Raw genomic sequence first — 22,895 nt, 5'->3', positions numbered from 1 at the left:
TCATTTCCTCTCTGTGTTCAATCATTTATTTGCAAGTGATAAGGCAACGTCAATAATTTCCTCAATGGATTGCGTATTGCGGTTGTTGCGAATCAGCGATGTTCCAATAGCAAGAGCGAGGCGCTGAGCTTTCTCTTTAGCAGCTGCATCAGGGATACGATCTACATCGATTACATGAGACAAACCGACGATTCGGCGTACGATTTTGCAGCCTGCAAAACCAACAGCGTCCTGCAGCAAACGATTCATATAGTAATCTTGGTAGCCTGGTGTTGAAGAAGCAATACGATCGAGACCATGCTCATCCCATAATGCACGGAATTTTTGATCGAATAGATTCCACAAATCACGCACCGAATCGGTCAAATAACGACGGAAGTCATTTCTCGTTTCTGTATCCGTGCTCCAATGCTCTTGCCCTGCAAAGTTGAGAAGCAAATTCGCAATAACAGCACCGATATCAAAGCCGATAGGGCCATAATAAGCGAATTCAGGATCGATGACCTTTGTAGATTCAGGCGTTACGAAAACACTGCCCGTATGAAGATCGCCATGCAACAGCGCTTGTGCATTTGTTAAAAATTTGTCTCGTAGAATCGCTACTTCAAAATGAAGCTGTGAATCCTGCCAAAGCGTCTCAGCAGCATCCTGAATAGCTGGATCAAAGCTGTTGTTAGGCGAATTCGTATAAGGATCGTCGAATATGAGATCCTCTGTTATTTTACATAACTCAGGATTAATAAAAGCTTTTACGCGCTGCTTCTTTTCCTGCTGGTTCATGCCAAGATCAGAGGTGAAAAATAAAGTCCGCGCCATAAATGTTGAAATATCGTCCGCGAATTTAGGATAACGTGTTCCGCCAATCAACCCTTGACGCATGATAATATGATCGCTGAGATCTTCCATAATGGTGAGATAGAGCTCAGGGTCATATTTATAAACGTTTGGAACAAGTCCAGGAGCAAGCTCGCCTTCCAAAATAAGCTTATCACTTTCAATACGTGCACGATCGAGTGTAAGCGGCCAAGACTCACCAACAACTTTAGCATAAGGAAGCGCCTGTTTCATAATAAGGCTCTTGCCGCTGCTAGAATCAACGATGTGGAAAACCAAGTTTAAATTACCGTCTCCAATTTCTCGGCTGGTTAAACTTGCCCCCTTTGGGAAATAACCGTCAAGCGAAAGAGCTATTTGAATGGCTTCTTGTTCTGTTAATGGATGATATGCAGACACGGCTGTCCACCTCCGGTTTATAGTAGTTGGGCAGCAATGCCCAGTATTCATCTCAACATAGTATAATGTATATTATTTCGCCTTGGAATACCCTCATTTGATATAATGTTATCAATTATAGACAAGTTGGATGGAGGAAGTATAGTGACTGCAAAAAAAGAACAACAGCCGATCGCTTTGAAAGAGTGGGCTGTCAGTGTAAAAGCGCTCGCAGAGGGGCAGCAAATTATCGTTATGCGTAAAGGCGGAATCATTGAAGAAACAAGAGATTTTCAGCTTATTAGCCCTAGCTTTTATTTAATGCCTGCTTACGAGCACCAGAAGAAACATCTTCTAAAGGAGCAATATGTTGACGGTTTGGATGAAACGTTAGCGAATTGGTCGATAGACATGGAAACGATTAAGCTAGAAGCTTACGCTGAGGTCGTTGAAGATATTGAAGTAACGGATCAAGAAACACTCGATCGTTTACGCGATTTGCATATATGGACAGATACGTTTGCAGAGGAAAGATTGCGCTGGAAAAAAACCAAGCCGCTGCATGTTTTATTGCTTCGAGTTTACCGATTGGAGACGCCTTTGGAAATTTCGATGAGGCCTGCTTATAATGGATGCAAATCTTGGGTAAGAATGGAAAATGAAATACCATCTCCAAAGATGCTGCCTGTACTGGATGAAGAAACCTTTCTGTTTGAAGTTCAAAAAATTAAAAATGCATTGGCATAAAAGATTTATTTTGATCAAAGGATCTTACGAGGAAAACCCATCTAATTGCCGATTAAAGGTGAAATAGGAGAAATATAAGCCGAAATCAACCTTTAGCTTTTCGTTTTATATCTACAATAAAAAGACATTATCAATGAATCAAAGACATCTCACATTGATTTATAACAAAAACTATATTAAAATGATTATTGAGAATCATTGAGAATCACTCTATAATAGAAAGTCTATTATTTATAGAAGTGACTGAGCGAATTAAACCAACCTTGGAGGGATCAGCATATTATGTCTACTCATTTTGTCATTGATGGTCTGAAAGCGGCTATCGACGGAAAAGAGATTTTGAAAGGTATTAACCTAGAAATTAAAGGTGGAGAAATTCACGCGATCATGGGCCCGAACGGTACCGGTAAATCTACACTGGCATCCGCTTTGATGGGACATCCTAAATATGAAGTAACAGAAGGAACGGCAGTACTAGATGGCGCTGACATCCTTGAAATGGGTGTTGACGAGCGCGCACTTGCTGGTTTGTTTCTTGCAATGCAATATCCAAGTGAAATTCCAGGCGTAACGAACTCTGACTTTCTACGCAGTGCGCTAAATGCACGTCTTGGCGAAGGCAATGAAATCTCGTTGATCAAGTTCATTCGCAAAATGGAAAGCAAAATGAAAGAGCTTGAAATGAATGCTGAATTCGCTCACCGTTACCTTAACGAAGGTTTCTCAGGCGGCGAGAAAAAACGTAACGAAATTTTGCAAATGATGCTTCTTGATCCAAAAATCGTTGTTCTTGATGAGATCGATTCAGGTCTTGACATAGATGCACTTCGTATCGTATCACAAGGCGTAAATGCTATGCGTTCGGAAGATCGCGGTTTCCTTATCATTACTCACTATCAGCGTTTGCTTAACTATATTACTCCAGACTATGTACATGTTATGATGCAAGGCCGTATCGTTAAATCGGGTGGTCCTGAGCTGGCTGAGCGTTTGGAAAACGAAGGTTATGATTGGGTAAAAGAAGAGCTTGGAATCGAAGATGAAACGGTCGGTCAGGCTTAAGCAGAGAAGGGGGCAAAACGGATGAGTACACAACTATCAACGCAGGCCAACCGTCAAGCTGCTGAAGCGCTGGCACGTAGTAAAGGCGAGCCGAACTGGCTTGTTGAACTGCGCGGAGAAGCGGCAGACCTTGCCGGAACACTCGGATGGCCTAAGCCGGAGAAGGTTCGTATTGAACGGTGGAATTTGACAGCACTAGGAAACTACGAGCAACCGACAACGGTTGGAGCAATTAGCGAACTTCCACAAGCAGTTCGTGAATTGATCACAGAAGGAACTGAAAATTTGCTTGTTCAACGTAATTCCGGCATCGTATGGAATCAGTTTTCAAACGAATTGGCTAGCAAAGGCGTTATTTTCACAGATTTGGAGACGGCATGCAAAGAGCATGGCGACCTCGTTCAAAAATATTTGTTCCAAGCAGTAGCGAAGGATGAAGATAAGCTTACAGCACTTCATGCAGCACTTTGGAACGGCGGCGTATTCGTTTACGTTCCCAAAGATGTTGAAGTTGAGCTGCCGCTTCAAGCGATTTTCTACAATGATAATGCTGAAGCGACATTTGCTCCGCATATCTTGATCGTAGCGGACAATAATAGCCGAGTGACATATGTGGATTGTGTTGTATCCGAACCGGGAGCAAGCAGTGCTCCTTTCGTACATCCATCTGTTGTTGAAGTGTTCGTAAAGCCAGGCGCTCATGTTCGTTTCAGCTCCATCCATCATATGGCTGAGACGGGCGTGGATATGTCAATCCGTCGTTCGGTCATTGAAAATGACGGCCAAATGGAATGGATTATCGGTGATTTGAATGACGGAAATACGTTGTCAGACACGAAATCCATGTTGAAGGGCACAGGCTCTACTTCTGATGCAAAAGTAATCAGCGTAGGCAAAAATGCTCAACAAAACAGCTTGACTACGCAAGCCGTTCACTTCGGCAAAAGCTCTGACAGCAACATGGTAACACGTGCAGTAATGAAGGATTCCGCTTCAGCGATCATTAACGGAATTACAAAAATCGAGAAGGGTGCGACGAAAGCGAACGGTGTACAAACCGAGAAGGTGCTCATGTTGAGCCCTAAAGCGCGCGGCGATGCCAATCCGATTTTGCTTATAGATGAAGATGATGTAACAGCAGGCCACGCAGCAAGCGTGGGGCAAGTAAACCCTGAGCAGGTATATTACCTAATGTCTCGCGGTATATCTAAGCAAGACGCTGAACGTCTAATTATTTACGGCTTTTTGGCTCCAGTCGTATCGGAAATTCCAGTCGAGGCGGTACGCGGTCAGCTTCAGCGTTTGCTCGAAAGGAAGCTAGAGGGATGAATATAAATGCGATTCGGGAGCAGTTCCCGATATTGCATCAAGAAATAAACGGGCACCCGCTCGTTTATCTGGACAGCGCGGCATCTTCGCAGAAGCCGCGCTCCGTCATTGATGCGGTTAATCGGTACTATGAGCTGGATAACGCGAACGTTCATCGCGGTGTGCATACACTTGGTTCCAGGGCGACTGATGCCTATGAGGGAGCGCGCGAGAAGGTAGCGAAGTTTCTGAATGCGGGAGCACCGGAGCAAATTATTTTCACACGCGGTACTACAACAGCATTAAACTTGGTTGCTTCAAGCTATGCACGCAGTGTATGCGGTGAAGGTGATGAAATTGTCATCACACCTATGGAGCATCACAGTAATTTAATTCCGTGGCAGCAGGCTGCTAAGGCCACTGGCGCAACGTTGAAATATATCCCGATGCAGCCCGATGGTACCATTTCTCTTGAGGACATTGAGAAAACGATCACTCCACAGACGAAGGTGGTTTCCATCACTTACGTCTCAAACGTGCTCGGTCTCATAAATCCGATTAAAGAAATTACCCAAATTGCGCATCGTAACGGTGCCATTATGGTCGTGGATGGCGCTCAGAGCACACCGCATATGAAGATCGATCTCCAAGATTTGGATGTTGATTTTTATGCTTTTTCTGGTCATAAAATGTGTGGTCCTACCGGCATCGGCGCATTATATGGCAAGAAGGCACTGCTTAACAAGATGGAGCCGATTGAGTATGGCGGCGAGATGATTGATTTTGTTGATCTTTATGAGTCTACGTGGAAAGAGATTCCGTACCGCTTTGAAGGCGGCACTCCCATTATTGCGGGTGCGGTTGGACTCGGTGCTGCAATTGACTTCCTACAAGAAATTGGACTAGATGAAATTGATCAGCATGAGAGACGTTTAGCCACATATGCTTACGAGAAGCTATCTTCGCTGGAAGGCATCACATTGTACGGTCCGAAGCAAAATCGTGTAGGACTCATCACATTCAACTTGGATGATGTACATCCGCATGATGTTGCGACCGTGCTTGATTCCAAAGGCATTGCGATTCGTGCAGGCCATCACTGCTGCCAGCCGCTAATGCGTTGGCTGAATGTATCGGCAACGGCAAGAGCAAGCTTTTATTTATATAATACTGAAGATGAAATTGACCGCTTAGCCGATGCCTTACTACAAACAAAGGAGTTCTTCGGTCATGCAATTGGATGATTTATATCGCAGAGTCATTATGGATCATTATAAAAACCCTCGAAATCGCGGTACCTTGGATGAAGAATCAGTTACCATCAACCTGAATAACCCTACCTGTGGCGATCGTATTTCGCTGCAGCTGCAGGTCGTAGACGGCCAAGTTGCCAATGCGAAGTTCAGTGGTGAAGGCTGTTCGATCAGCATGAGCTCTGCATCGATGATGACAGAGGCGATAAAAGGAAAAACATTTGATGAGGCGCTTGCCATGGCTGAGAAATTCTCAGCTCTAATGAAAGGCGAACCGGTTGAATTTGATGAATATGAAGAATTGGATGCACTTTCTGGTGTAAACAAATTTCCTGCAAGAATTAAGTGTGCGACACTAGCGTGGAACGCCTTACGCAAAGGGATCGAGCAGCAAGAATCACATTAAACTAGATTTATGAGGAGCGTGAATGACCATGGCTAAATCAATGCCGGAAATGGAAGATTATAAGTATGGTTTCCGTGACGAGCACAAAGCCGTATTCGAATCAGGCAAAGGTTTAACGGAAGAAATCGTGCGTACGATTTCGGATATTAAAGGTGAGCCGGAGTGGATGCTGGATTTCCGCTTGAAATCACTTGAGCAATTTTTCAAAATGCCAATGCCTAAATGGGGCGGCAACATGGATGAGCTTGATTTTGACGACATCCAATATTATGTTCGTGCTTCAGACAAGCAAGGGAAAACATGGGAGGAAGTTCCTTCCGAAATTAAAGAAACATTCGACAAGCTGGGTATTCCAGAAGCTGAGCAAAAGTTTCTAGCCGGCGTATCGGCTCAATATGAGTCCGAGGTCGTTTATCACAGCATGCAAGAGGATCTTGAGAAGCAAGGCGTTATCTTCACAGATACAGATACTGCTCTTCGTGAGTATCCTGAGCTTATGAAAGAATATTTCGGAACGATTATTCCTCCGAATGACAATAAATTTGCTGCTTTGAACAGTGCGGTATGGTCAGGCGGAAGCTTTATCTACGTACCAAAAGGCGTAAAATGCGAAGTGCCTTTGCAGGCATACTTCCGTATTAACTCCGAGAACATGGGTCAATTTGAGCGTACGCTTATTATTGCCGATGAAGACAGCTCCGTTCACTATGTTGAAGGCTGTACAGCTCCAGTCTACAGCACAAACTCTTTGCACAGTGCGGTAGTTGAAATCTTGGTTAAGAAAAATGCACGCGTTCGTTACACAACGATCCAAAACTGGGCACCGAATATCTACAACCTTGTTACAAAACGTGCGGTAGCTGATGAGAATGCAACGATGGAATGGGTAGATGGCAACATCGGCTCCAAGCTGACGATGAAGTACCCAGCTGTTGTCCTTCGCGGTCGCGGCGCAAAAGGTATGGTATTGTCCATTGCCGTTGCCGGCAAAGGCCAGCATCAGGATGCAGGGGCCAAAATGACTCACCTTGCACCAGACACGAGCTCGACAATTATTTCCAAATCAATTAGTAAACACGGCGGTAAAGTAACATACCGTGGTCTTGCATCCTTCGGACGCAACTCCGACGGCGCGAAAGCTAATATTAAATGTGATACGCTTATTCTCGATAACGAATCAACATCAGATACGATTCCTTATAACGAGATTTTGAACGATAACATCACACTTGAGCATGAAGCAACAGTGTCGAAGGTTTCTGAGGATCAATTGTTCTACCTCATGAGCCGTGGTCTAAGCGAAGCGGAAGCAACGCAAATGATCGTAATGGGTTTCATCGAGCCGTTCACGAAAGAACTGCCGATGGAATATGCGGTAGAGATGAACCGTTTGATCAAGTTCGAGATGGAAGGTTCCATCGGTTAACGATAAACTCAACAGGAAAAAGGGGGCTGTCCCAAAGTAGAATTTTCTACTTTAGGGCAGCCCCTTTTCAATGTGCATTTTCATCGTCTATTTTTCTTTTAGGAGCTTTACTGCTTTCTCGAAGTAGCTGCCAAGCTTAGGGGGTTCTTCCATGTTGCCTTAATACCATCCAAAATCCATTCCTTATCTGGACGGATCGGAGTCAAAAGCAGCTGCTGATTGTATAATTCTTCTTCGATTAGATTTAAATAAAGGGAAGATGCCACAACTTCTGGCTCAATAATTTGAACGGTAATTGCAAATCGAATCGGTGGCAACGAGTCCAGCTGCATATTGCCTGCTCTTACTGCAATAGGCTGACTAATAATTAGCTTCAAATAAACATCTTTGTCTATTTCATACCACGCTAGCTCGTGCTTTTGTTCTGCTTTCTCGATCCATTCATCCATCGTATTTTTCTCTTGTTTAGTCCAATTTGTTGCGATTAAAACACGATAAGAATCATTTTGATTGATTACTTTTTTGTCCATTACAAGTCCTTCGACCACTTTCTCTGGCTCTGACCAAGATAGTATTTCTCGAATCTTAATCGTGTCAGAAGGAGATAGTCTGAACATCGTATGCGAGTCATCTAAATTAACAATTGAATCTGTATTATCATCACCGATCAAAAGATAATATTCCGAGCTGCCGATTATTACTTTATAAGTTGGAGCTGCCATTTTCACGATACCTTTTAATGGTTCAGCTTCTTCAAAAGCTTTTTTAAATACTTCTACAAGGTCGGCTTCCGTTATGGTCTGATAGATGGTTTCAATAGCTGCCTTGCTGCCATCAGCATTTTTGAGGTTATAAATGACAACTTTTTCGCTGATACGATTTGGCTGTTGGCTCGGCTCATTACTTGCTAGCTCGCTTGGTTGAACAACAATTGGTGTATTGCTAATTGCTTCGGATTTGCATCCGGTCATCATTAAAGCGGTAATGATTATTGCTAAAATGCTTCTCACTCTATCACCTCTAGTCTTAAATTGCATATTTGGTATCATTTAAAATAACAACGATAAAATCATTGTATAAGTTGCGAACGTGGTTGATAAGAATAAGCGGCAGCATAAAAAAAACCCGCAATCGCAGATATGATCTGCAATTCGGGTTGTTTATGAAACATTTAAATATAAACCTGCTGGATTTCATACTCACGCTCAATGGCCATATCGATGAATTCTTCACCAATTTGAATAAGCGGGCGGAAAAACTCGGTAGGGTGAGTCATGACAATAATTCCACTTTCTCCACCTACAAGCTCGATTCTTTTTCCTATGAAGTTAGGCATCATATGTTTAATAAAGGTGTGGGTTGTATAGGGATCAAGCTCTTTGAAGCTCAGCTGATAAAGTTCCTTTAGTACAAAAAGCAAATCACGCTTCTGTTGATACACGCGCTGGGAAATCATCGCACTGTAAATATCGACTACAGCAATGATTTTGGATACGGGATGAATCTCATTACCCTTCAGACCTTGAGGATATCCAGTGCCATCATTTCGCTCATGATGTTGAAGTGCTCCAATGGCTACAAATGGTTCATCCAGAGAGTCTAAAATAATTTCATGTCCGTATAAGGTGTGTCTCTTCACTTCTTCGTACTCTTCATCAGTCAGCTTCCCAGGCTTATTTAAAATGCTCTCTTCAATTCGGCATTTTCCGATATCATGGAGGAAGCCGGCATTGCCGATTCGAACAGCTTCTTCATTGGAGTATCCGACCCAAGTAGCGAGATAATAGGATAACATGCCGACCTGCACGGAATGCTGATACGTATAATCATCTTTAGAATTAAGCAATAGAAGCATAGATACAACATCACGTTCCATTTGGAGGTTGCTCAGCAGAGGCTGGAAGATGGACGTTACTTCCTCGACATCCACTTTTCCTTGCTGATTCGCTTTCGTGAATAATCCCTCAAAGCTTTTGACAGCGTTTTCGTAAAGGGGCTGAACGGTAGGAAGCCACTTGGGATTTATTGTAGATTCAAGTGTACGACCTTCCGTTTCTTCGCTTACTCTTTCATCTATATCAATATAGTCCATTTGATGTTGAAATAATCTTGATATATCTTGGTTATTGAGTACTGTTCCTTTGGAGAGTACATGAAGTCCGTAATTGTTGAAAGTGTCATTGCTTAAACGGTCTCCATTTATTAATTCTGTAACATGAACTCTCATCGAGACACCTCATTGGTAGTAGTAGAAAAGATATACCTACAATAGTAGCAATGATTGATCGGATTGGCAATATGAGGGTATTATAATAGCGACTAATTACCTAATAATTCAGCATAAAGCGACCTTGCTTTTGATAATTGATCTGTTCCTTGGACGATGGCTCGGCCATCCTGGAACAGGACTAAGGTCAAATCAGCCTCTAGTTCAATTCGCAGTAAAAAACGATTGCGTGTTATTGTGCCAACCGGCTTTAAACGTTCAGCTAACTCTTCCAAGTTCAGTAGAGCATCTTGACTCGGTGTAATTTGCACAGAATGGCGACCGCATAGAGCAGCAGCTGATCCCGACATTGGATCTTCCAAAAATGCGAACTGCCTATTTCCGCAGCAGTCGCAATGGCTTCGCTTCGATTTGGCCACAGAAATAGGAAGCCAAGCATGATTCCATAGGTCAACTTGAAATAAGGTGCCGTGTAGTGCGTTCTTGTTGCCTGAGAGCAGCTTAATGGCTTCCGTAGCTTGAAGAGAGCCGATAATGTCAACGACTGGAGAGATGACACCTGCCGTTTCACAAGTATCGGTCGTACCAGGCGGAGGCGGTTCATTGAACAAGCATCGGTAGCAGGGGGATTCGCCTGGTATAATCGTCATCGTCATGCCGGATGCGCCGACGGCTCCGCCATAAATCCAAGGAATGCTGTACTTCACGCTATAATCATTAATTAAATATCGAACAGAGAAGTTATCACTGCCATCAACAATAAGATCAACATCAGTGAGTAATTCCTCCGCATTCATTGCCGTTAAATCAGCAACTATCGGATCAATGAAGACAGAGCTGTTCATGGCTCGCAAATGTGCAGCAGCGGCCTCTGCTTTGGGAAGCAGCGATAATACATCTTCTTCGGTATACAGCATTTGCCGCTGTAAATTACTCCATTCAATAATGTCCCGGTCTATAATACGCACATATCCAACGCCGGATCTGACCAGATGCTGGGCGATGACAGAACCAAGCGCACCCATGCCAACGACCGCTGCGCGACTGCCGGCAAGCAGCTGTTGTCCTTTCCCTCCAATGGGAGAGAAGCGGACTTGTCTCGCATAACGAGCTGATCCCACGCCCGATATTTCAAGCGCAGCGTTATTTTGTGTGATTGGATTGTTCATTTTTGCTAATCTCCTTAAAAGCATCGTGAAGCCATATTCGACTCGCCTAGTTGTAAATTTAAAAGTCCTTTAATTGTTCAGTAGGATTCCACGGACCAAGCTGATGCCCTTTCCATTCTGATCCGTCTTCCCAAATTTCTTTCTTCCATATAGGAACGATTTGTTTAAGACGTTCAATGGCATAGCGGCTCGCCTCGTAGCAGCTGTCACGGTGGGGGGATGACACAGCGATAACGACGCTTGTCTCAGCGAGGCCAACTACGCCAATTCTATGGCTGATGGCACATAAGGCACCATGCCAGCGCTCGGCAATTTCATTGCCGATTTGCTGCATCGTTGCAACGGCCATCGGTGCATACGCTTCATATTCAAGCCGTACCGTACGCTGACCATGTGTCCATTCACGCGTTGTTCCTACAAATGCAATAGAGGCACCATTTTCCGGTACGATAACTTTTGCAAGCACAGCATCGGAGCTAATGACATCGTTTGTTACGATATAGCGCTCTATAGGCTCCTTGGCAAGCTCTTGTTTCTCTTCTCCTCCGGATACTGGCGGAAGCAGGGCTAGCTCGTCAGAGGCGTGTATGATCGTATCCTCGGCGGCGTAAACGTGGTTGCATGCGATAAAAGCTATCTGTATTAATGCTTGATGATCTGGGTATTCATCAGAAATGGCGGCCTTCAGATCGGATACGCTCATTTTCTCCAAATCAGATTGCAGCTGTATGGAAGGGACCCCAATTCGTTCGGGAAGCCCTGCAAATAATTTAATAATCCAGTCGTATTTCATGGTATAAAACCTCTCATCGTATAGGCTTGAAGCTGTTTATAGAATATCATAATTCAAGAAAAAATGTTATGCTTATACTCGTACAGAAAGGGAGTGAAGGTCATGCCGACATTGACGGATCGTTTTGGACGGGTACACGATTACTTACGTATTTCAGTAACGGATCGTTGTAATTTGCGATGCTTGTATTGCATGCCAGAGGAAGGAATGGAATTCACAGAATCAGAAAATTTACTTTCCTATGATCAAATTGTCGAGGTAGTTGAAGCGGGTGCGGCGCTTGGCATTACGAAGCTGCGCATTACCGGAGGCGAGCCGCTTATAAGGCCGGGTCTCGATGGTTTAATTAAAAGATTATCTGCCATAGCTGGCATTAAAGATATAGCATTAACGACGAATGGTGTTTTTCTAGCCAAACAAGCGGAAGCGCTTCGAGCAGCAGGCTTGAATCGTGTCAATATTAGTTTAGATACGCTGGACTCCACAAGATTTCGCTTTATTGCAAGAAGCGGGGAATTAAAACGTGTGATGGAAGGAATCGAAGCGGCAGCAGCAGTAGGCTTCGACCCTATTAAGCTGAATTGCGTGCTTCTTAAAGAAGTAAATGAGGATGAAATTGCCGCATTTTTAAAACTCGCCTACGAGCAGCCGATGCATGTTAGATTTATTGAATATATGCCAATCGGCCATGCGGATGAAAATTGGAAAAAGCATTATTTGCCGCTTTCGCGTGTACTGGAAGTAGCAGAGCAAGAGGGCTATACGATTAGCCGCGGACCAAACGTGCATGGAAACGGTCCTTCAGAGGATTGGCAAATGAAGGGCGGCCGCGGCTCCTTCGGGCTTATTCATCCTATCAGCGATCACTTCTGCAGCAATTGCAATCGGCTGCGCTTAACAGCGGATGGGTCCATTAAGCCTTGCTTATATTGGGTAGATGAGCTGAATGTAAGAGAAGCATTCGGGCATCCAGAGGAAATGCAGCAATTGCTGCTGAAATCGATGGACATTAAGCCGGAAAATCATGAAATGGCGGCTAAGCTGGCTGACAGCGCACAAACGCATATTCCTACCGAACGGCGGATGTCGCAGATTGGAGGCTGATGAGCAGCTGATGCATGAGATCAAGATTGAACATTTTGAGATAGGAATGTCCGTTACGACCCCAGAGGAGATGGCAAAACTTTCGGGCGCAAGCTTCCTTATTGCAGGCAGAGTGCCTGATGCTGAAGGTGAAGCATTTGACTTATATCAATGGTACGCTGCATGGATGAGGGACAATAATTCTGAGAATGCTGCAGCGTCCAAGACGCCATCTTATTTAATTGTAGAAGCGGCGGATTCTTTCGAGGCTACTATTCCATGGGAGCAGCTTGAGCAGGCGGCTGTGCTTTACCGGATTAATGGCTTGCCTTTGCAGAAGGCAGGCCCTATCCGCCTTTATGTGCCCAACGGCAGCAGCAAATGCTTAAATGTGAAAAGCATCGTTAAACTCAAAATTGGACACGATGAGCCAAATACGCAGGTTGAAGCAGCATATGGTTTTAAGCATACATTTTCGATGAATGATTTGCGTAATAACAAGTAGACTGGTTTTGTGTCGATGAGTACAGGCATTAAGGAGGCGTGCATGAATTTGACGGACAGTTTTCGTACAAGGGTAGTGCTTCTTCATAGCAATGATATACATAGTCGTCTGGAGCATGCCGCCAAGATCGCTTCATTTATCACAGAGGAAAGACGAAGCTGGGGCAATGAGCGAGTGCTTGCGGTAGACTGCGGAGACCATATGGATCGCATGCGAGTGGAGACTGAAGGCAGCGATGGGATTGTTAATGTAGAGCTTTTAAATCAAGCTGGTTATGAAGTAATAACACTTGGCAATAATGAAGGACTTACTTATTCTTCTCAGACAATTTCGGAGGCGTATACCGATCGCGCTCAGTTTGCTGTCGTTTGTGCCAATATGCACGAGGCCGCTACAGGTGAGCAGCCTGATTGGCTGCTGCCAAGCACTATCATTGATAAAAATGAACTTCGAATCGGTATCATAGGCGTCACAGCGGCCTTTTCTGACTTTTATTTCTTGCTAGGCTGGCAAGTATCTGATCCATTCGCGGCGGTGCAAGAACAGGCGGCAAAGCTGAGAGATAAGGTAGATGTGCTGGTAGTGATGTCCCATATTGGGATTACCTTCGATAAGCAAATGGCGGAGAAGCTTGAGGGCATCGATCTTATTTTGGGAGCACATACCCATCATTTATTAGAAGAGCCAATTGTTATCGGTAATACGACGATTTGTGCAGCCGGGAAATTCGGCGAGTATATCGGGCGAGTAGAAATCGGAATGGATGACGTTTCCTCGCGCCCAATGTTCCGCGCAACCTGCGTTCCTACGGCCGCAATGGAAGAGCATCCCGAAGCAGCCGCCATCATCGGCAGCTACCTAAAGGCGGGACAGCAGCGCCTAAGCCGGGTTATCGCCCGGCTTTCTGCGCCGCTGCCCGCCAGAGCCGAGCGGGAATCACCGCTCGGCAACCTGCTGGCCGCTGGCTTGCGCCGCTGGACCGATGCCGAGATCGGCATCGTCAACGCTGGACAGCTGCTCGGCGGCCTCGCGCAAGGGGACGTGACAGCGGGCGAATTGCACGCCCTCTGTCCGTCGCCGATTAATCCGTGCCTCATGCTCATCGCAGGCACGGATATAAGGACAGCGCTGGAGCAAGCGCTGCTGCCCGAATTTATCCATAAGCCGATCAAGGGATACGGCTTTCGCGGTGAAGTGCTTGGAACGCTTGCCATAGATGGCTTGTCCGTTACCTACGATTCGAACAGAATGCCGATGGATAGACTCATACAGGTAATAGTTAATGGAGAAACGCTGGATGATGAACGACTGTATAAGCTGGGAACGATCGATATGTTCAGTTTCAAGGCGGGTTACGAGTCGCTCGCCAACGCGGTGCAAGTGAACTATTACTTGCCCGAATTCATTCGAGACGTAATTGAAGCGCAGCTGCAAAATTCGTCTGAATTGGCGGAATGTTGTCAGCTAAGATGGGAAAATACCTCGATTTGACAAAGAAGATGAAAAATATCGACAATTCATGTCGAAAAAATAGTATAAAATGGTTGCGATTTTCCCGTATATCCCGTACATTAACATTACGAACGATTTTTTCCGATGTAATAGTTAGCCGACTTTTAATGGGGAAGGATCGAGAAAATGCGGTTGTTGCCAATAGCGAAATGCAGGCCGGGTATGAAGCTGGCCAAAAAAATATTTTCTCAAGAGGGTATCGTTCTTCTTGGCGAAAATATGGAACTGACAGAGAGACTTATATCCCGCTTGGATCAATGCGGAATTCAATATGTTTATATAACAGATCCGAAGACGGATGATATTGTGCTGCCTTCTTTAATTAGAGAGGAAACGATGCAAATCGCGCTGAAGGAAATTCGAACGAATTTCCGCGAAATGATGGATCGTCCTAAACGCAAAAAAGGCGTAACCTACCCCTATATTGCACAGCCATTTAAAAATATGATGAATATGATTATCGATGACCTCTCCGGTCATCAGGATGCCATGATCATGTTAATGGACATGAGCTCTGTTGATCATTATTTGTTCCAGCATTCTTTAAACGTCTGCGTTTATACGACCCTGCTCGGTATGTCGAACGGCTATTCCAAGGATGAGCTTACGACGCTTGGCATGGGCGCTCTTCTTCACGATATCGGCAAGACGCAGATTGCGATCGATGTGTTAAGAAAACCAGGCTCCCTCTCCAAAGAAGAGTTCGAAGCGATGAAGCAGCATGCGAGAATCGGTTACGAGCTGCTTAAGGATGAGCCTAACCTGCCGCTGCTTGTTGCCCACTGTGCATTCCAGCATCATGAGCGAATTGACGGAAGCGGTTATCCGCGCGGAATCAAAGGCAATGAAATTCATGATTATGCAAAGTGGATCGGGTTGGTCGATTCGTATGACGCCATGACAACAAATCGCGTCTACAGTGCTCCAATGCTTCCACATCACGCGATTGAGCGGCTTTATGCCGGTACGGGAACGTTATACGAGCAGCGAATGCTGCAGCTGTTCCGCGATAAGGTTGCTATTTACCCGATTGGAATAACAGTTAAGCTGCAAACAGGAGAGTCGGGTATCGTAGCAGATCTTAATCATTCTTACCCGCATCGACCTATTATTCGTATTCTATATAATGAAGCGGGCGAGGAACTGAAATCGCCTTACGAGATCGATTTGTCGAAGCAGCTCACGATGATGATCGTCAGCGTGAACGATGACGCGAGCGAAGTGCAGTTTGCCTCAGGCATTTAACGAAAGACAGATTGGGAGCCGCTTAGGGCTCCTTTTTGCTTCTTTTTTTGCCGTTTTATTTGCTTCCTTTGCAGTCGCGCATTACAATAACTAAAGAATGATTCATTCCAGAAAATAAGTCAGGTGCTGAAGAAAAATGAACACAATACAATTTCAACAATCAAGAACACCGTTATCCACACTTTCGCCAACGAATGATCCGTGGGATCCCATTCGTTCGTTGCAGCAATATGGAAGACATCGCTTAACAAGCGTCGAAATGACCGTTTCCAACTTATGCAATATGCGATGCGAGCATTGTGCTGTTGGAGATACACTTGTAATGACAGAACCCGCCAAGCTGCCGCTTAAGCAGATGCTGGACCGACTGGATGAAGTGGAGCATCTCGAAACGATAAGCATTACAGGCGGGGAGCCATCCTTCTCCGACCGAACGGTTCGTGATTACATGGTGCCGTTGCTTCAATACGCCCGCAGCCGCGGCATTCGCTCCCAAATCAATTCGAACGTGACGCTGCCTTACAGCCGTTATGAGCAGCTAGCTCCTTATCTAGATGTCATGCACATTTCGTTTAACTACACGTCTCCGGAAGATTTTCATCAAATTGGTTTTGCGAAAGCCAATCATCATGTATCGCTCGAAGCCGCGACCAAGCTTTATGAACGAATGATCGAAAACACGCGTCGCCTTAGCGAGACAGGTGTACTCGTTTCTGCGGAGTCTATGATCAATTACAAAACGTATAACAAAATTGATGAGATTCATCAGCTGATTGTGGATATGGGATGTCAGAGGCATGAGGTGCATCCGATGTATCCTAGCTCCTTTGCGAAGGATTTACCGGTTCTCTCACGCGAGCAAATGCTGGAAGCTATTGAACGCTTGCTGAAAGCGCGAGATCAATCCATTTGGATGCTGTTCGGCACACTTCCCTTTTATCCATGCAGTGACAGCAAATCAGAACGTGAACTGCTGCGAAGATTAGCGAATGAGCCAAATGTAACGGTACGCAACGATCCTGACGGCCGCAATCGGCTGAACGTAAATTTGTTTACAGGCGATGTATTTGTAACCGACTTTTCTGATGTGCCCGCTTTTGGCAACATCGGTTCGTCCAAATTGGAGGATTTATTTGATAAATGGCTGGACCATTCCCTTGCGCAAAGTGTGAATTGTCACTGCCCGGTCGCTTCATGCTGCGGACCTAACCTCCTTGTTAAGGATATGTACTATAAAGATGTTAATTTCCATGAGCGCAGCGCAGTGCTGGATTAGTATGAAAGAGCTGGTTTAAGAGTAGCGTAAAGTGCATATAAAAGAATAGAGAGGAGGAGAAGCTGTGTCTATTAAGACAATCGTATTTATCGCTTTAGGGTTATTGCTGCTCTATCTGTTTTTTACGGTAGGTGCTCCTTTCTTGCTTGCGCTTGTTGTAGCTATTTTTCTTGAGCCGCTTAATCAGCTGTTTATGAAAAAATTCCGAATGAATCGGCTGGTGGCAGCTACAATATCAAGCAGCCTCTTTACGGTTATTCTGATCGGACTAATCGCGCTGCTTGGCGTGAAAGTGGTAGCCGAATTGATAGCCTTTTTCAAAAAAGTGCCCCAATACTTCGAAAATGCCAATGGGATGGTAGACGATCTCATGTTTCAGGCACAATCGTTATATCAAAACTTCCCTCCTGACGCCATTGAAACGTTAGAGAAATGGCTAATGGAGCTAACGAGTACATTAACGAAAATGGTAGGTACGTTATCGAACACCGTTATCGCTTTCGCTTCAAGCATCCCGGGCATGTTCATCTTCTTTATCGTTTTCTTGGTAGCGGTATACATGATGAGCTTTAGTCTAAATACGATGAAGGCAACGGTGCTTTCATTATTTGAAGAAAAATCGCAGCCACAGGTCAATGATGTGCTGAACAATCTCAAAAAGTCGATTTTTGGTTTCTTGCGTTCGCAGTTTATTTTGAGTGCACTCACCTACATCATTTCGTTGATCGGTTTGCTCATACTTAATGTCAAATATCCGCTTGCTATCGCGCTGCTTATTATCATTGTTGATATTATGCCGATTCTTGGAACAGGTTCTGTACTTGTGCCATGGGGAAGTTATTTGCTGCTGACGGGCAATGTTTTTGTAGGGGTAGGGCTAATTATTCTATTTCTAGTTATTACCGTATTCCGCCGCATCGTAGAGCCTAAAATTCTCGGAGATTCTGTAGGGATCGGCTCATTGTCAGCGCTTGTAAGTTTATATGTCGGCTTCAAGCTCGTCGGTGTTATCGGTGTATTCATCGGACCGCTTGTCGTGATCATCTATATGGCAGCTCGAAGAGCTGGACTGTTCCAAATGAAATTCAAGCTATAGCCTTGGAAAAGCCGTGCCAAAGCCGTTGCTAGATACGTATGATACTGCAAAAAAAGCAGATCATGCAGGAGGCATACGAATAGATGGCACCCATTAAAGTTGCAATTGTAACACCAGGCTCCTTCCCGATTCCTTCATCAGGGAGCAGCTCGGTTGAGCGAGTGGTAGAGAAATTTGCCCCGCTGCTTAAGCCTTACGCGGAACCTCGTATATTTGGAAGACTGAGCAAGCGATTGCCTCGTCAAGGACAATTTAACGGTGTTGTATGTGAACGGTTTGCAGCGGGCAATAAGCAGCGATATATTCAAGAGGTAGGGCGTGCGGTTCACCGTTTTTCTCCTCACGTCATCGACGTCGAGAATCGTCCCCAATTTGTGCTGACGATGAAGCGATTGAATCCAGGCAAACGAGTCTGGCTTTATTTGCATTCCTCCACCTTCATTTCACCCTCCTATATTTCTTCTGCAAACTTGCATAAGTGCTTGCAGGCAGCAGATAGAATCATCGTAAATAGCGAGTTTCTAAGGCGAATTGTAGTGTCGAAAGCGCCAGAGGTCGCTTCGAAGCTGCGAGTCATTTATCCTGGGGTAGATACGGGCAGGTTCCCTTCACAATATTCCTCCGAAGGAGCCGCTAAACGGGAGAGTTTAAGGCAAAAGAGAGGATTGAATGGTAAAAAAGTGGTGCTTTTTATGGGGAGGCTTATTCCGCTTAAGGGCGTTCATCATCTTCTCAATATCGTGCCGCAGCTTGCCAAAAGCCATCCGGAGCTCGTCGTTATCATCGTAGGGAGCCCATTTTATGGCTCGCATCGCAAAACGGCTTATGCTCGCAAGCTTGAACAGCTTGGACGCAAATGTCCGGGTCATGTTCGTTTTGTGCCCTACGTGCCGCATTCGGAAGTGCCCAGCTGGATGCTCGTTGCCGATGTAGCGGTCGTTCCATCTGGACAGAGGGAGGCATTTGGGCTCGTTAATGTCGAGGCGATGTCCTGCGGCGTTCCGGTAGTCGCAACACGTGCAGGCGGAATGAAAGAAATTATCCGTAATGGCGAAACGGGTTATTTGGTCAATCAGCTTCATATCGAGCGAGAGCTGCGAGAAAAGCTGCATCTGCTGCTTCGCGATAAACAGCTCAGGCAGAAGCTGGGGCGCCGCAGCCGCGAGCGTGTGGAGCAGACATTTACATGGCGTCACACCGCTGATCGATGGGTAAGGCTGCTGAAGGAAAGCGGACTGTAGCAGGCTGTGTTTTTCCGCGGTTTGGAAAATAGAGGGTTGACACCCTTCTTTACTAAACGGTATAGTCAAACAAGGAAATCCACTAGGGGCGCCGTAATGGCTGAGATAAAGCGAATCGCTTTGGTCCCTTTGAACCTGATCTGGGTTATGCCAGCGTAGGAAAGTGGGATTGTGCGTTTATGCTTTGCGCGTGAAAGCTCTGCCGGAATCTGCTGAAGCCTCAGCTTATGCGGCAAGACTTTATCTGCTTAAGGGGAACCCTTGCAAGATAACACTCGCATGACGACACTCTTCGACCGCTCCTTTGCTGGAGCGGTTTTTTTGTTTGGCGCCAGTGAATCGATAAAGCTTTGTGGCCGCCATGCACGCTCCAGCAATTGCAGCTCTTGTAGCAGCCTAGCTACTTGTATAGCAGCGGTGTTTTAAACTTTCTCATATGCTTGCGTATGCCTCCAGGAGGAATTCTATTATTCCATTAGGAGGTTTTTGTTATGTCTATTTTTTCTACTCCGCTTCCGGGCAGCCGCAAGGTGTACGTCGAGGGCTCAAAGGGAAACATCCGTGTTCCGATGAGAGAAATTGCACTTGAAGCTAGTACTGGCAGAAATGGTGAAGAGCTGCCGAATGAACCTGTAAGAGTTTATGATGCAAGCGGTCCTTATACCGATGAAACGTATGAGGCAGATGTTCGGCGTGGTTTGCCCGGTATTCGCAGCGAATGGATTTTGCAGCGTGGTGATGTAGAGCCCTATGAGGGCAGGGAAATCAAACCTGAGGATAATGGATTTATTTCGGCTGAAAAAGCAGAGCAGCGAGGCGCGGAACGATTCCCGGGGTTAACGAGGAAACCGCTTCGTGCCAAAACAGGGCAAAATGTTACGCAGCTTCATTACGCCCGCAAAGGGATCATTACTTCTGAGATGGAATACATCGCTATTCGCGAAGGGATGAGTGCAGAGTTTGTGCGCAGCGAAATCGCGGCCGGCCGTGCCATTATTCCAACGAACATCAACCATCCAGAAAGTGAGCCGATGATTATTGGGCGGCAGTTTCACGTTAAAATCAATGCTAATATCGGCAACTCTGCTGTAGCATCTTCGATTGAAGAGGAAGTGGAGAAGATGACTTGGGCGACGCGCTGGGGAGCCGATACGATTATGGATTTGTCCACGGGGAAAAACATCCATACGACGCGGGAGTGGATCGTGCGGAATTCACCAGTTCCAGTTGGCACAGTGCCCATTTATCAGGCGCTGGAGAAAGTGAACGGCAAAGCAGAAGACCTTTGCTGGGAAGTATTCCGCGATACACTTATTGAACAAGCCGAGCAGGGCGTTGATTATTTTACGATTCATGCTGGTGTGCTGCTGCGCTATATACCACTCACGGCAAAGCGCGTTACGGGCATTGTCTCGCGAGGCGGATCAATTATGGCAGCTTGGTGCCTGGCACATCATAAGGAGAATTTCCTATATACGCATTTTGAAGACATTTGTGAAATTATGAAAGCATACGACGTATCATTCTCGCTCGGTGACGGCCTGAGACCCGGTTCTATAGCAGATGCCAATGACGCTGCTCAGTTTGCTGAGCTGGATACGCTTGGTGAGCTAACGAAGATCGCATGGAAACATGATGTACAAGTGATGATTGAAGGCCCTGGCCATGTGCCTATGCATTTGATCAAAGAAAATATGGATCGTCAGCTGGAAGTATGCGATGAAGCGCCTTTCTATACATTAGGACCGCTAACGACCGATATCGCGCCAGGCTATGATCATATTACTTCGGCAATTGGAGCTGCGATGATTGGATGGTTCGGCACGGCGATGCTTTGTTATGTAACACCGAAGGAGCACCTTGGGCTCCCGAATAAGGAGGATGTGAAGGAAGGCGTTATTACTTACAAAATCGCAGCGCATGCGGCTGACTTGGCGAAAGGGCACCAGGGAGCGAAGCTGCGTGATGATGCATTGTCCAAAGCGCGATTCGAGTTTCGTTGGCGTGATCAATTCCATCTGTCGCTTGATCCAGAGCGTGCGATGGCTTACCACGATGAGACGCTTCCGGCAGATGCAGCTAAATCTGCTCATTTCTGCTCCATGTGCGGGCCGAAATTTTGCAGCATGCGAATCACTCAAGATATAAGAGAGTATGCCGCGCAAAACGATATGGAAACAACGGAAGCCATTGAAGCGGGGATGAAGGAAAAATCAGATGCATTCAAGGCGGCAGGGAGCAAGATTTATGGTTGATTCTGTTCTTGATGCTTTTGCAGATCGTTATTCGAGGCAAACGAGATTTGCTTTGATTGGAGAGGCAGGCCAGCGGAAGCTGGCCGATGCCTCGGTGCTTATCGTCGGTGTAGGCGCATTAGGAGCTTCGCTTGCGCAGCATATGGTAAGAGCCGGTGTCGGGGAAGTTAGGCTGGTAGACAGGGATTTTGTTGAGCCGAGCAACTTGCAGCGCCAAATGCTTTTTGACGAGGCGGACGCGCTGGCTGTGATGCCCAAAGCAGTGGCAGCTGCCAGTCGGCTTCGCCAAATTAACAGCAGTGTAAACATTATGGCGACAGTAGCGGATGTGAATGCACAGAACATCGGGTTTCTAGCCGGAGGCGTTCATCTCGTCCTTGATGGGACGGATAATGCAGCGACAAGGCTGCTGGTCAGCGACCAATGCTTTAGTCAGCGAATCCCATTTGTTTATGGCGGTGTGGCTGGGGCGCAGGGCATGCAGGCAACATTAGTTCCTGGAGATACATCTTGCTTGCGCTGCTTAATCGGAGCAGATGATATGGAGCAGGAGGCAGATACTTGCGATACGGTGGGCGTACTCGCTCCAGCGGTGGAATGGATTGCATCTATACAAGCAGCTGAGGCGATAAAATGGCTCACTGGCAATGAATCGGCGCTGCGTAAAACGTGGTTAAGCATTGATTTATGGTCATTTCGAATGCGGGAATCGGAGCTGCCGACGTTCAGGGCCGAGTGTCCATACTGTGGCCAAACGGCTGTTGGAGCAATAGACGACAAGCGTTGTTTTGAAGCTGATAGAGCAGAAGACAATCAAATAAGCTCTACCGTATTATGCGGTAGGGATACGGTGCAGGTGACGTTAGGCAAGCCGTTTGATTTAAAAGAGGTAGAGCAAGCTTTGAGAGCGCTTGGCTGCACGCTCACCGTGAATCGGTATTTAGTGAAAGCGATGATCTCAAGCGGAGAGCAGCTGATTCTCTTCCCAGATGGACGGGTGCTTGTGCAAGGCACAGCGGATGCGGAGAATGCAATTAATCTCGTTAAAACGTTTTTATGAAATGGAAACAAATGATTTG

At 45.8% G+C, this 22,895-nt stretch carries 20 protein-coding genes and 1 riboswitch; of the genes, 15 read left to right on the top strand and 5 right to left on the bottom strand.

What is annotated here, in order from left to right:
- Positions 1 to 21 precede the first annotated feature (21 nt).
- Positions 22 to 1,233, bottom strand: a complete 1,212-nt coding sequence (gene mtnK / locus MHH56_RS23455) for an S-methyl-5-thioribose kinase (RefSeq protein WP_339204090.1) — start codon at positions 1,231 to 1,233, stop codon at positions 22 to 24.
- Positions 1,234 to 1,377: 144 nt separating this feature from the next.
- On the opposite strand from mtnK, the gene MHH56_RS23450 reads away from it, so the two are divergent.
- The 6 genes from MHH56_RS23450 (at position 1,378) to sufB (ending at position 7,414) form a co-directional block, all read left to right on the top strand.
- Positions 1,378 to 1,959, top strand: coding sequence for a DUF1802 family protein (locus MHH56_RS23450; RefSeq protein ID WP_339204089.1), 582 nt, complete (start codon positions 1,378 to 1,380; stop codon positions 1,957 to 1,959).
- Positions 1,960 to 2,241: 282 nt separating this feature from the next.
- Entirely contained in the window at positions 2,242 to 3,021 is a 780-nt protein-coding gene (gene sufC, locus MHH56_RS23445; RefSeq protein WP_076270273.1) for a Fe-S cluster assembly ATPase SufC, read from the top strand.
- A gap of 21 nt (positions 3,022 to 3,042) precedes the next feature.
- Positions 3,043 to 4,350: a Fe-S cluster assembly protein SufD gene (gene sufD, locus MHH56_RS23440; RefSeq protein ID WP_339204088.1), complete on the top strand. Its 1,308-nt coding sequence runs from the start codon at positions 3,043 to 3,045 to the stop codon at positions 4,348 to 4,350.
- The gene (locus MHH56_RS23435; RefSeq protein WP_076270271.1) at positions 4,347 to 5,573 is read left to right on the top strand and encodes a cysteine desulfurase; all 1,227 of its coding nucleotides are present in this window, start codon (positions 4,347 to 4,349) and stop codon (positions 5,571 to 5,573) included. The genes sufD and MHH56_RS23435 overlap by 4 nt, the downstream gene beginning before the upstream one ends.
- The gene (gene sufU, locus MHH56_RS23430) at positions 5,560 to 5,988 is read left to right on the top strand and encodes a Fe-S cluster assembly sulfur transfer protein SufU (protein ID WP_076270270.1); all 429 of its coding nucleotides are present in this window, start codon (positions 5,560 to 5,562) and stop codon (positions 5,986 to 5,988) included. Before MHH56_RS23435 ends, sufU begins: the two co-directional genes overlap by 14 nt.
- 28 nt (positions 5,989 to 6,016) lie before the next feature.
- A complete protein-coding gene (sufB, locus tag MHH56_RS23425; protein ID WP_076270269.1) occupies positions 6,017 to 7,414 on the top strand; it encodes a Fe-S cluster assembly protein SufB in 1,398 nt (465 codons plus the stop codon).
- Between the two features lie 107 nt (positions 7,415 to 7,521).
- Here sufB and MHH56_RS23420 read toward each other — a convergent pair whose 3' ends face one another.
- From MHH56_RS23420 to MHH56_RS23405, 4 genes are all read right to left on the bottom strand, one after another.
- Positions 7,522 to 8,424: a hypothetical protein gene (locus MHH56_RS23420; RefSeq protein ID WP_339204086.1), complete on the bottom strand. Its 903-nt coding sequence runs from the start codon at positions 8,422 to 8,424 to the stop codon at positions 7,522 to 7,524.
- 161 nt (positions 8,425 to 8,585) lie between these two features.
- Positions 8,586 to 9,641 carry an HD-GYP domain-containing protein gene (locus tag MHH56_RS23415; protein WP_339204084.1) on the bottom strand — a complete coding sequence of 352 codons (1,056 nt, stop codon included), beginning with the start codon at positions 9,639 to 9,641 and terminating at the stop codon, positions 8,586 to 8,588.
- A 92-nt stretch (positions 9,642 to 9,733) separates the two neighbouring features.
- Positions 9,734 to 10,810, bottom strand: coding sequence for a ThiF family adenylyltransferase (locus MHH56_RS23410; protein WP_339204083.1), 1,077 nt, complete (start codon positions 10,808 to 10,810; stop codon positions 9,734 to 9,736).
- Positions 10,811 to 10,868: 58 nt separating this feature from the next.
- Positions 10,869 to 11,603, bottom strand: a complete 735-nt coding sequence (locus tag MHH56_RS23405; protein ID WP_339204081.1) for a molybdenum cofactor biosynthesis protein MoaE — start codon at positions 11,601 to 11,603, stop codon at positions 10,869 to 10,871.
- Positions 11,604 to 11,705: 102 nt separating this feature from the next.
- Here MHH56_RS23405 and moaA point away from each other — a divergent pair, with 102 nt between their 5' ends.
- The 9 genes from moaA to MHH56_RS23360 all read left to right on the top strand — a co-directional run bounded on the left by moaA (position 11,706) and on the right by MHH56_RS23360 (position 22,876).
- Complete coding sequence (moaA, locus tag MHH56_RS23400) at positions 11,706 to 12,707, top strand: GTP 3',8-cyclase MoaA (RefSeq protein ID WP_339204080.1); 1,002 nt, start codon at positions 11,706 to 11,708, stop codon at positions 12,705 to 12,707.
- Positions 12,697 to 13,191 (top strand): hypothetical protein, encoded by a 495-nt coding sequence (locus MHH56_RS23395; protein WP_339204079.1) that lies wholly within the window; start codon positions 12,697 to 12,699, stop codon positions 13,189 to 13,191. Before moaA ends, MHH56_RS23395 begins: the two co-directional genes overlap by 11 nt.
- Before the next feature lie 42 nt (positions 13,192 to 13,233).
- Positions 13,234 to 14,682, top strand: a complete 1,449-nt coding sequence (locus tag MHH56_RS23390) for a bifunctional UDP-sugar hydrolase/5'-nucleotidase (protein WP_339204078.1) — start codon at positions 13,234 to 13,236, stop codon at positions 14,680 to 14,682.
- A 147-nt stretch (positions 14,683 to 14,829) separates the two neighbouring features.
- Positions 14,830 to 15,948 carry an HD-GYP domain-containing protein gene (locus MHH56_RS23385; RefSeq protein WP_339204077.1) on the top strand — a complete coding sequence of 373 codons (1,119 nt, stop codon included), beginning with the start codon at positions 14,830 to 14,832 and terminating at the stop codon, positions 15,946 to 15,948.
- A gap of 136 nt (positions 15,949 to 16,084) precedes the next feature.
- Entirely contained in the window at positions 16,085 to 17,224 is a 1,140-nt protein-coding gene (gene yfkAB / locus MHH56_RS23380) for a radical SAM/CxCxxxxC motif protein YfkAB (RefSeq protein WP_339204076.1), read from the top strand.
- Positions 17,225 to 17,288: 64 nt separating this feature from the next.
- Positions 17,289 to 18,320 (top strand): sporulation integral membrane protein YtvI, encoded by a 1,032-nt coding sequence (gene ytvI, locus MHH56_RS23375; protein ID WP_076270261.1) that lies wholly within the window; start codon positions 17,289 to 17,291, stop codon positions 18,318 to 18,320.
- 83 nt (positions 18,321 to 18,403) lie between these two features.
- On the top strand, positions 18,404 to 19,561 hold the full coding sequence (locus MHH56_RS23370) for a glycosyltransferase family 4 protein (RefSeq protein ID WP_339204075.1): 1,158 nt from the start codon (positions 18,404 to 18,406) through the stop codon (positions 19,559 to 19,561).
- A 74-nt stretch (positions 19,562 to 19,635) separates the two neighbouring features.
- A riboswitch (TPP riboswitch) is annotated at positions 19,636 to 19,740 on the top strand.
- A gap of 312 nt (positions 19,741 to 20,052) precedes the next feature.
- Positions 20,053 to 21,816 (top strand): phosphomethylpyrimidine synthase ThiC, encoded by a 1,764-nt coding sequence (gene thiC / locus MHH56_RS23365; RefSeq protein WP_339204074.1) that lies wholly within the window; start codon positions 20,053 to 20,055, stop codon positions 21,814 to 21,816.
- Positions 21,809 to 22,876 carry a ThiF family adenylyltransferase gene (locus tag MHH56_RS23360; RefSeq protein WP_339204073.1) on the top strand — a complete coding sequence of 356 codons (1,068 nt, stop codon included), beginning with the start codon at positions 21,809 to 21,811 and terminating at the stop codon, positions 22,874 to 22,876. Before thiC ends, MHH56_RS23360 begins: the two co-directional genes overlap by 8 nt.
- Positions 22,877 to 22,895 lie beyond the last annotated feature (19 nt).

Source organism: Paenibacillus sp. FSL K6-3182 (genome assembly GCF_037976325.1).
In the GTDB taxonomy this organism is placed as follows: Bacteria; Bacillota; Bacilli; order Paenibacillales; family Paenibacillaceae; genus Pristimantibacillus.
This window is presented reverse-complemented; position numbering and strand designations above follow the sequence as displayed.

Coding starts and splice junctions, on each gene's coding strand:
- sufC (WP_076270273.1), top strand. CDS start 2,242: ATGTCTACTCATTTTGTCATTGATGGTCTGAAAGCGGCTATCGACGGA.
- sufD (WP_339204088.1), top strand. CDS start 3,043: ATGAGTACACAACTATCAACGCAGGCCAACCGTCAAGCTGCTGAAGCG.
- MHH56_RS23435 (WP_076270271.1), top strand. CDS start 4,347: ATGAATATAAATGCGATTCGGGAGCAGTTCCCGATATTGCATCAAGAA.
- sufU (WP_076270270.1), top strand. CDS start 5,560: ATGCAATTGGATGATTTATATCGCAGAGTCATTATGGATCATTATAAA.
- sufB (WP_076270269.1), top strand. CDS start 6,017: ATGGCTAAATCAATGCCGGAAATGGAAGATTATAAGTATGGTTTCCGT.
- MHH56_RS23415 (WP_339204084.1), bottom strand. CDS start 9,641: ATGAGAGTTCATGTTACAGAATTAATAAATGGAGACCGTTTAAGCAAT.
- MHH56_RS23410 (WP_339204083.1), bottom strand. CDS start 10,810: ATGAACAATCCAATCACACAAAATAACGCTGCGCTTGAAATATCGGGC.
- MHH56_RS23405 (WP_339204081.1), bottom strand. CDS start 11,603: ATGAAATACGACTGGATTATTAAATTATTTGCAGGGCTTCCCGAACGA.
- moaA (WP_339204080.1), top strand. CDS start 11,706: ATGCCGACATTGACGGATCGTTTTGGACGGGTACACGATTACTTACGT.
- MHH56_RS23390 (WP_339204078.1), top strand. CDS start 13,234: ATGAATTTGACGGACAGTTTTCGTACAAGGGTAGTGCTTCTTCATAGC.
- MHH56_RS23385 (WP_339204077.1), top strand. CDS start 14,830: ATGCGGTTGTTGCCAATAGCGAAATGCAGGCCGGGTATGAAGCTGGCC.
- yfkAB (WP_339204076.1), top strand. CDS start 16,085: ATGAACACAATACAATTTCAACAATCAAGAACACCGTTATCCACACTT.
- MHH56_RS23370 (WP_339204075.1), top strand. CDS start 18,404: ATGGCACCCATTAAAGTTGCAATTGTAACACCAGGCTCCTTCCCGATT.
- thiC (WP_339204074.1), top strand. CDS start 20,053: ATGTCTATTTTTTCTACTCCGCTTCCGGGCAGCCGCAAGGTGTACGTC.
- MHH56_RS23360 (WP_339204073.1), top strand. CDS start 21,809: ATGGTTGATTCTGTTCTTGATGCTTTTGCAGATCGTTATTCGAGGCAA.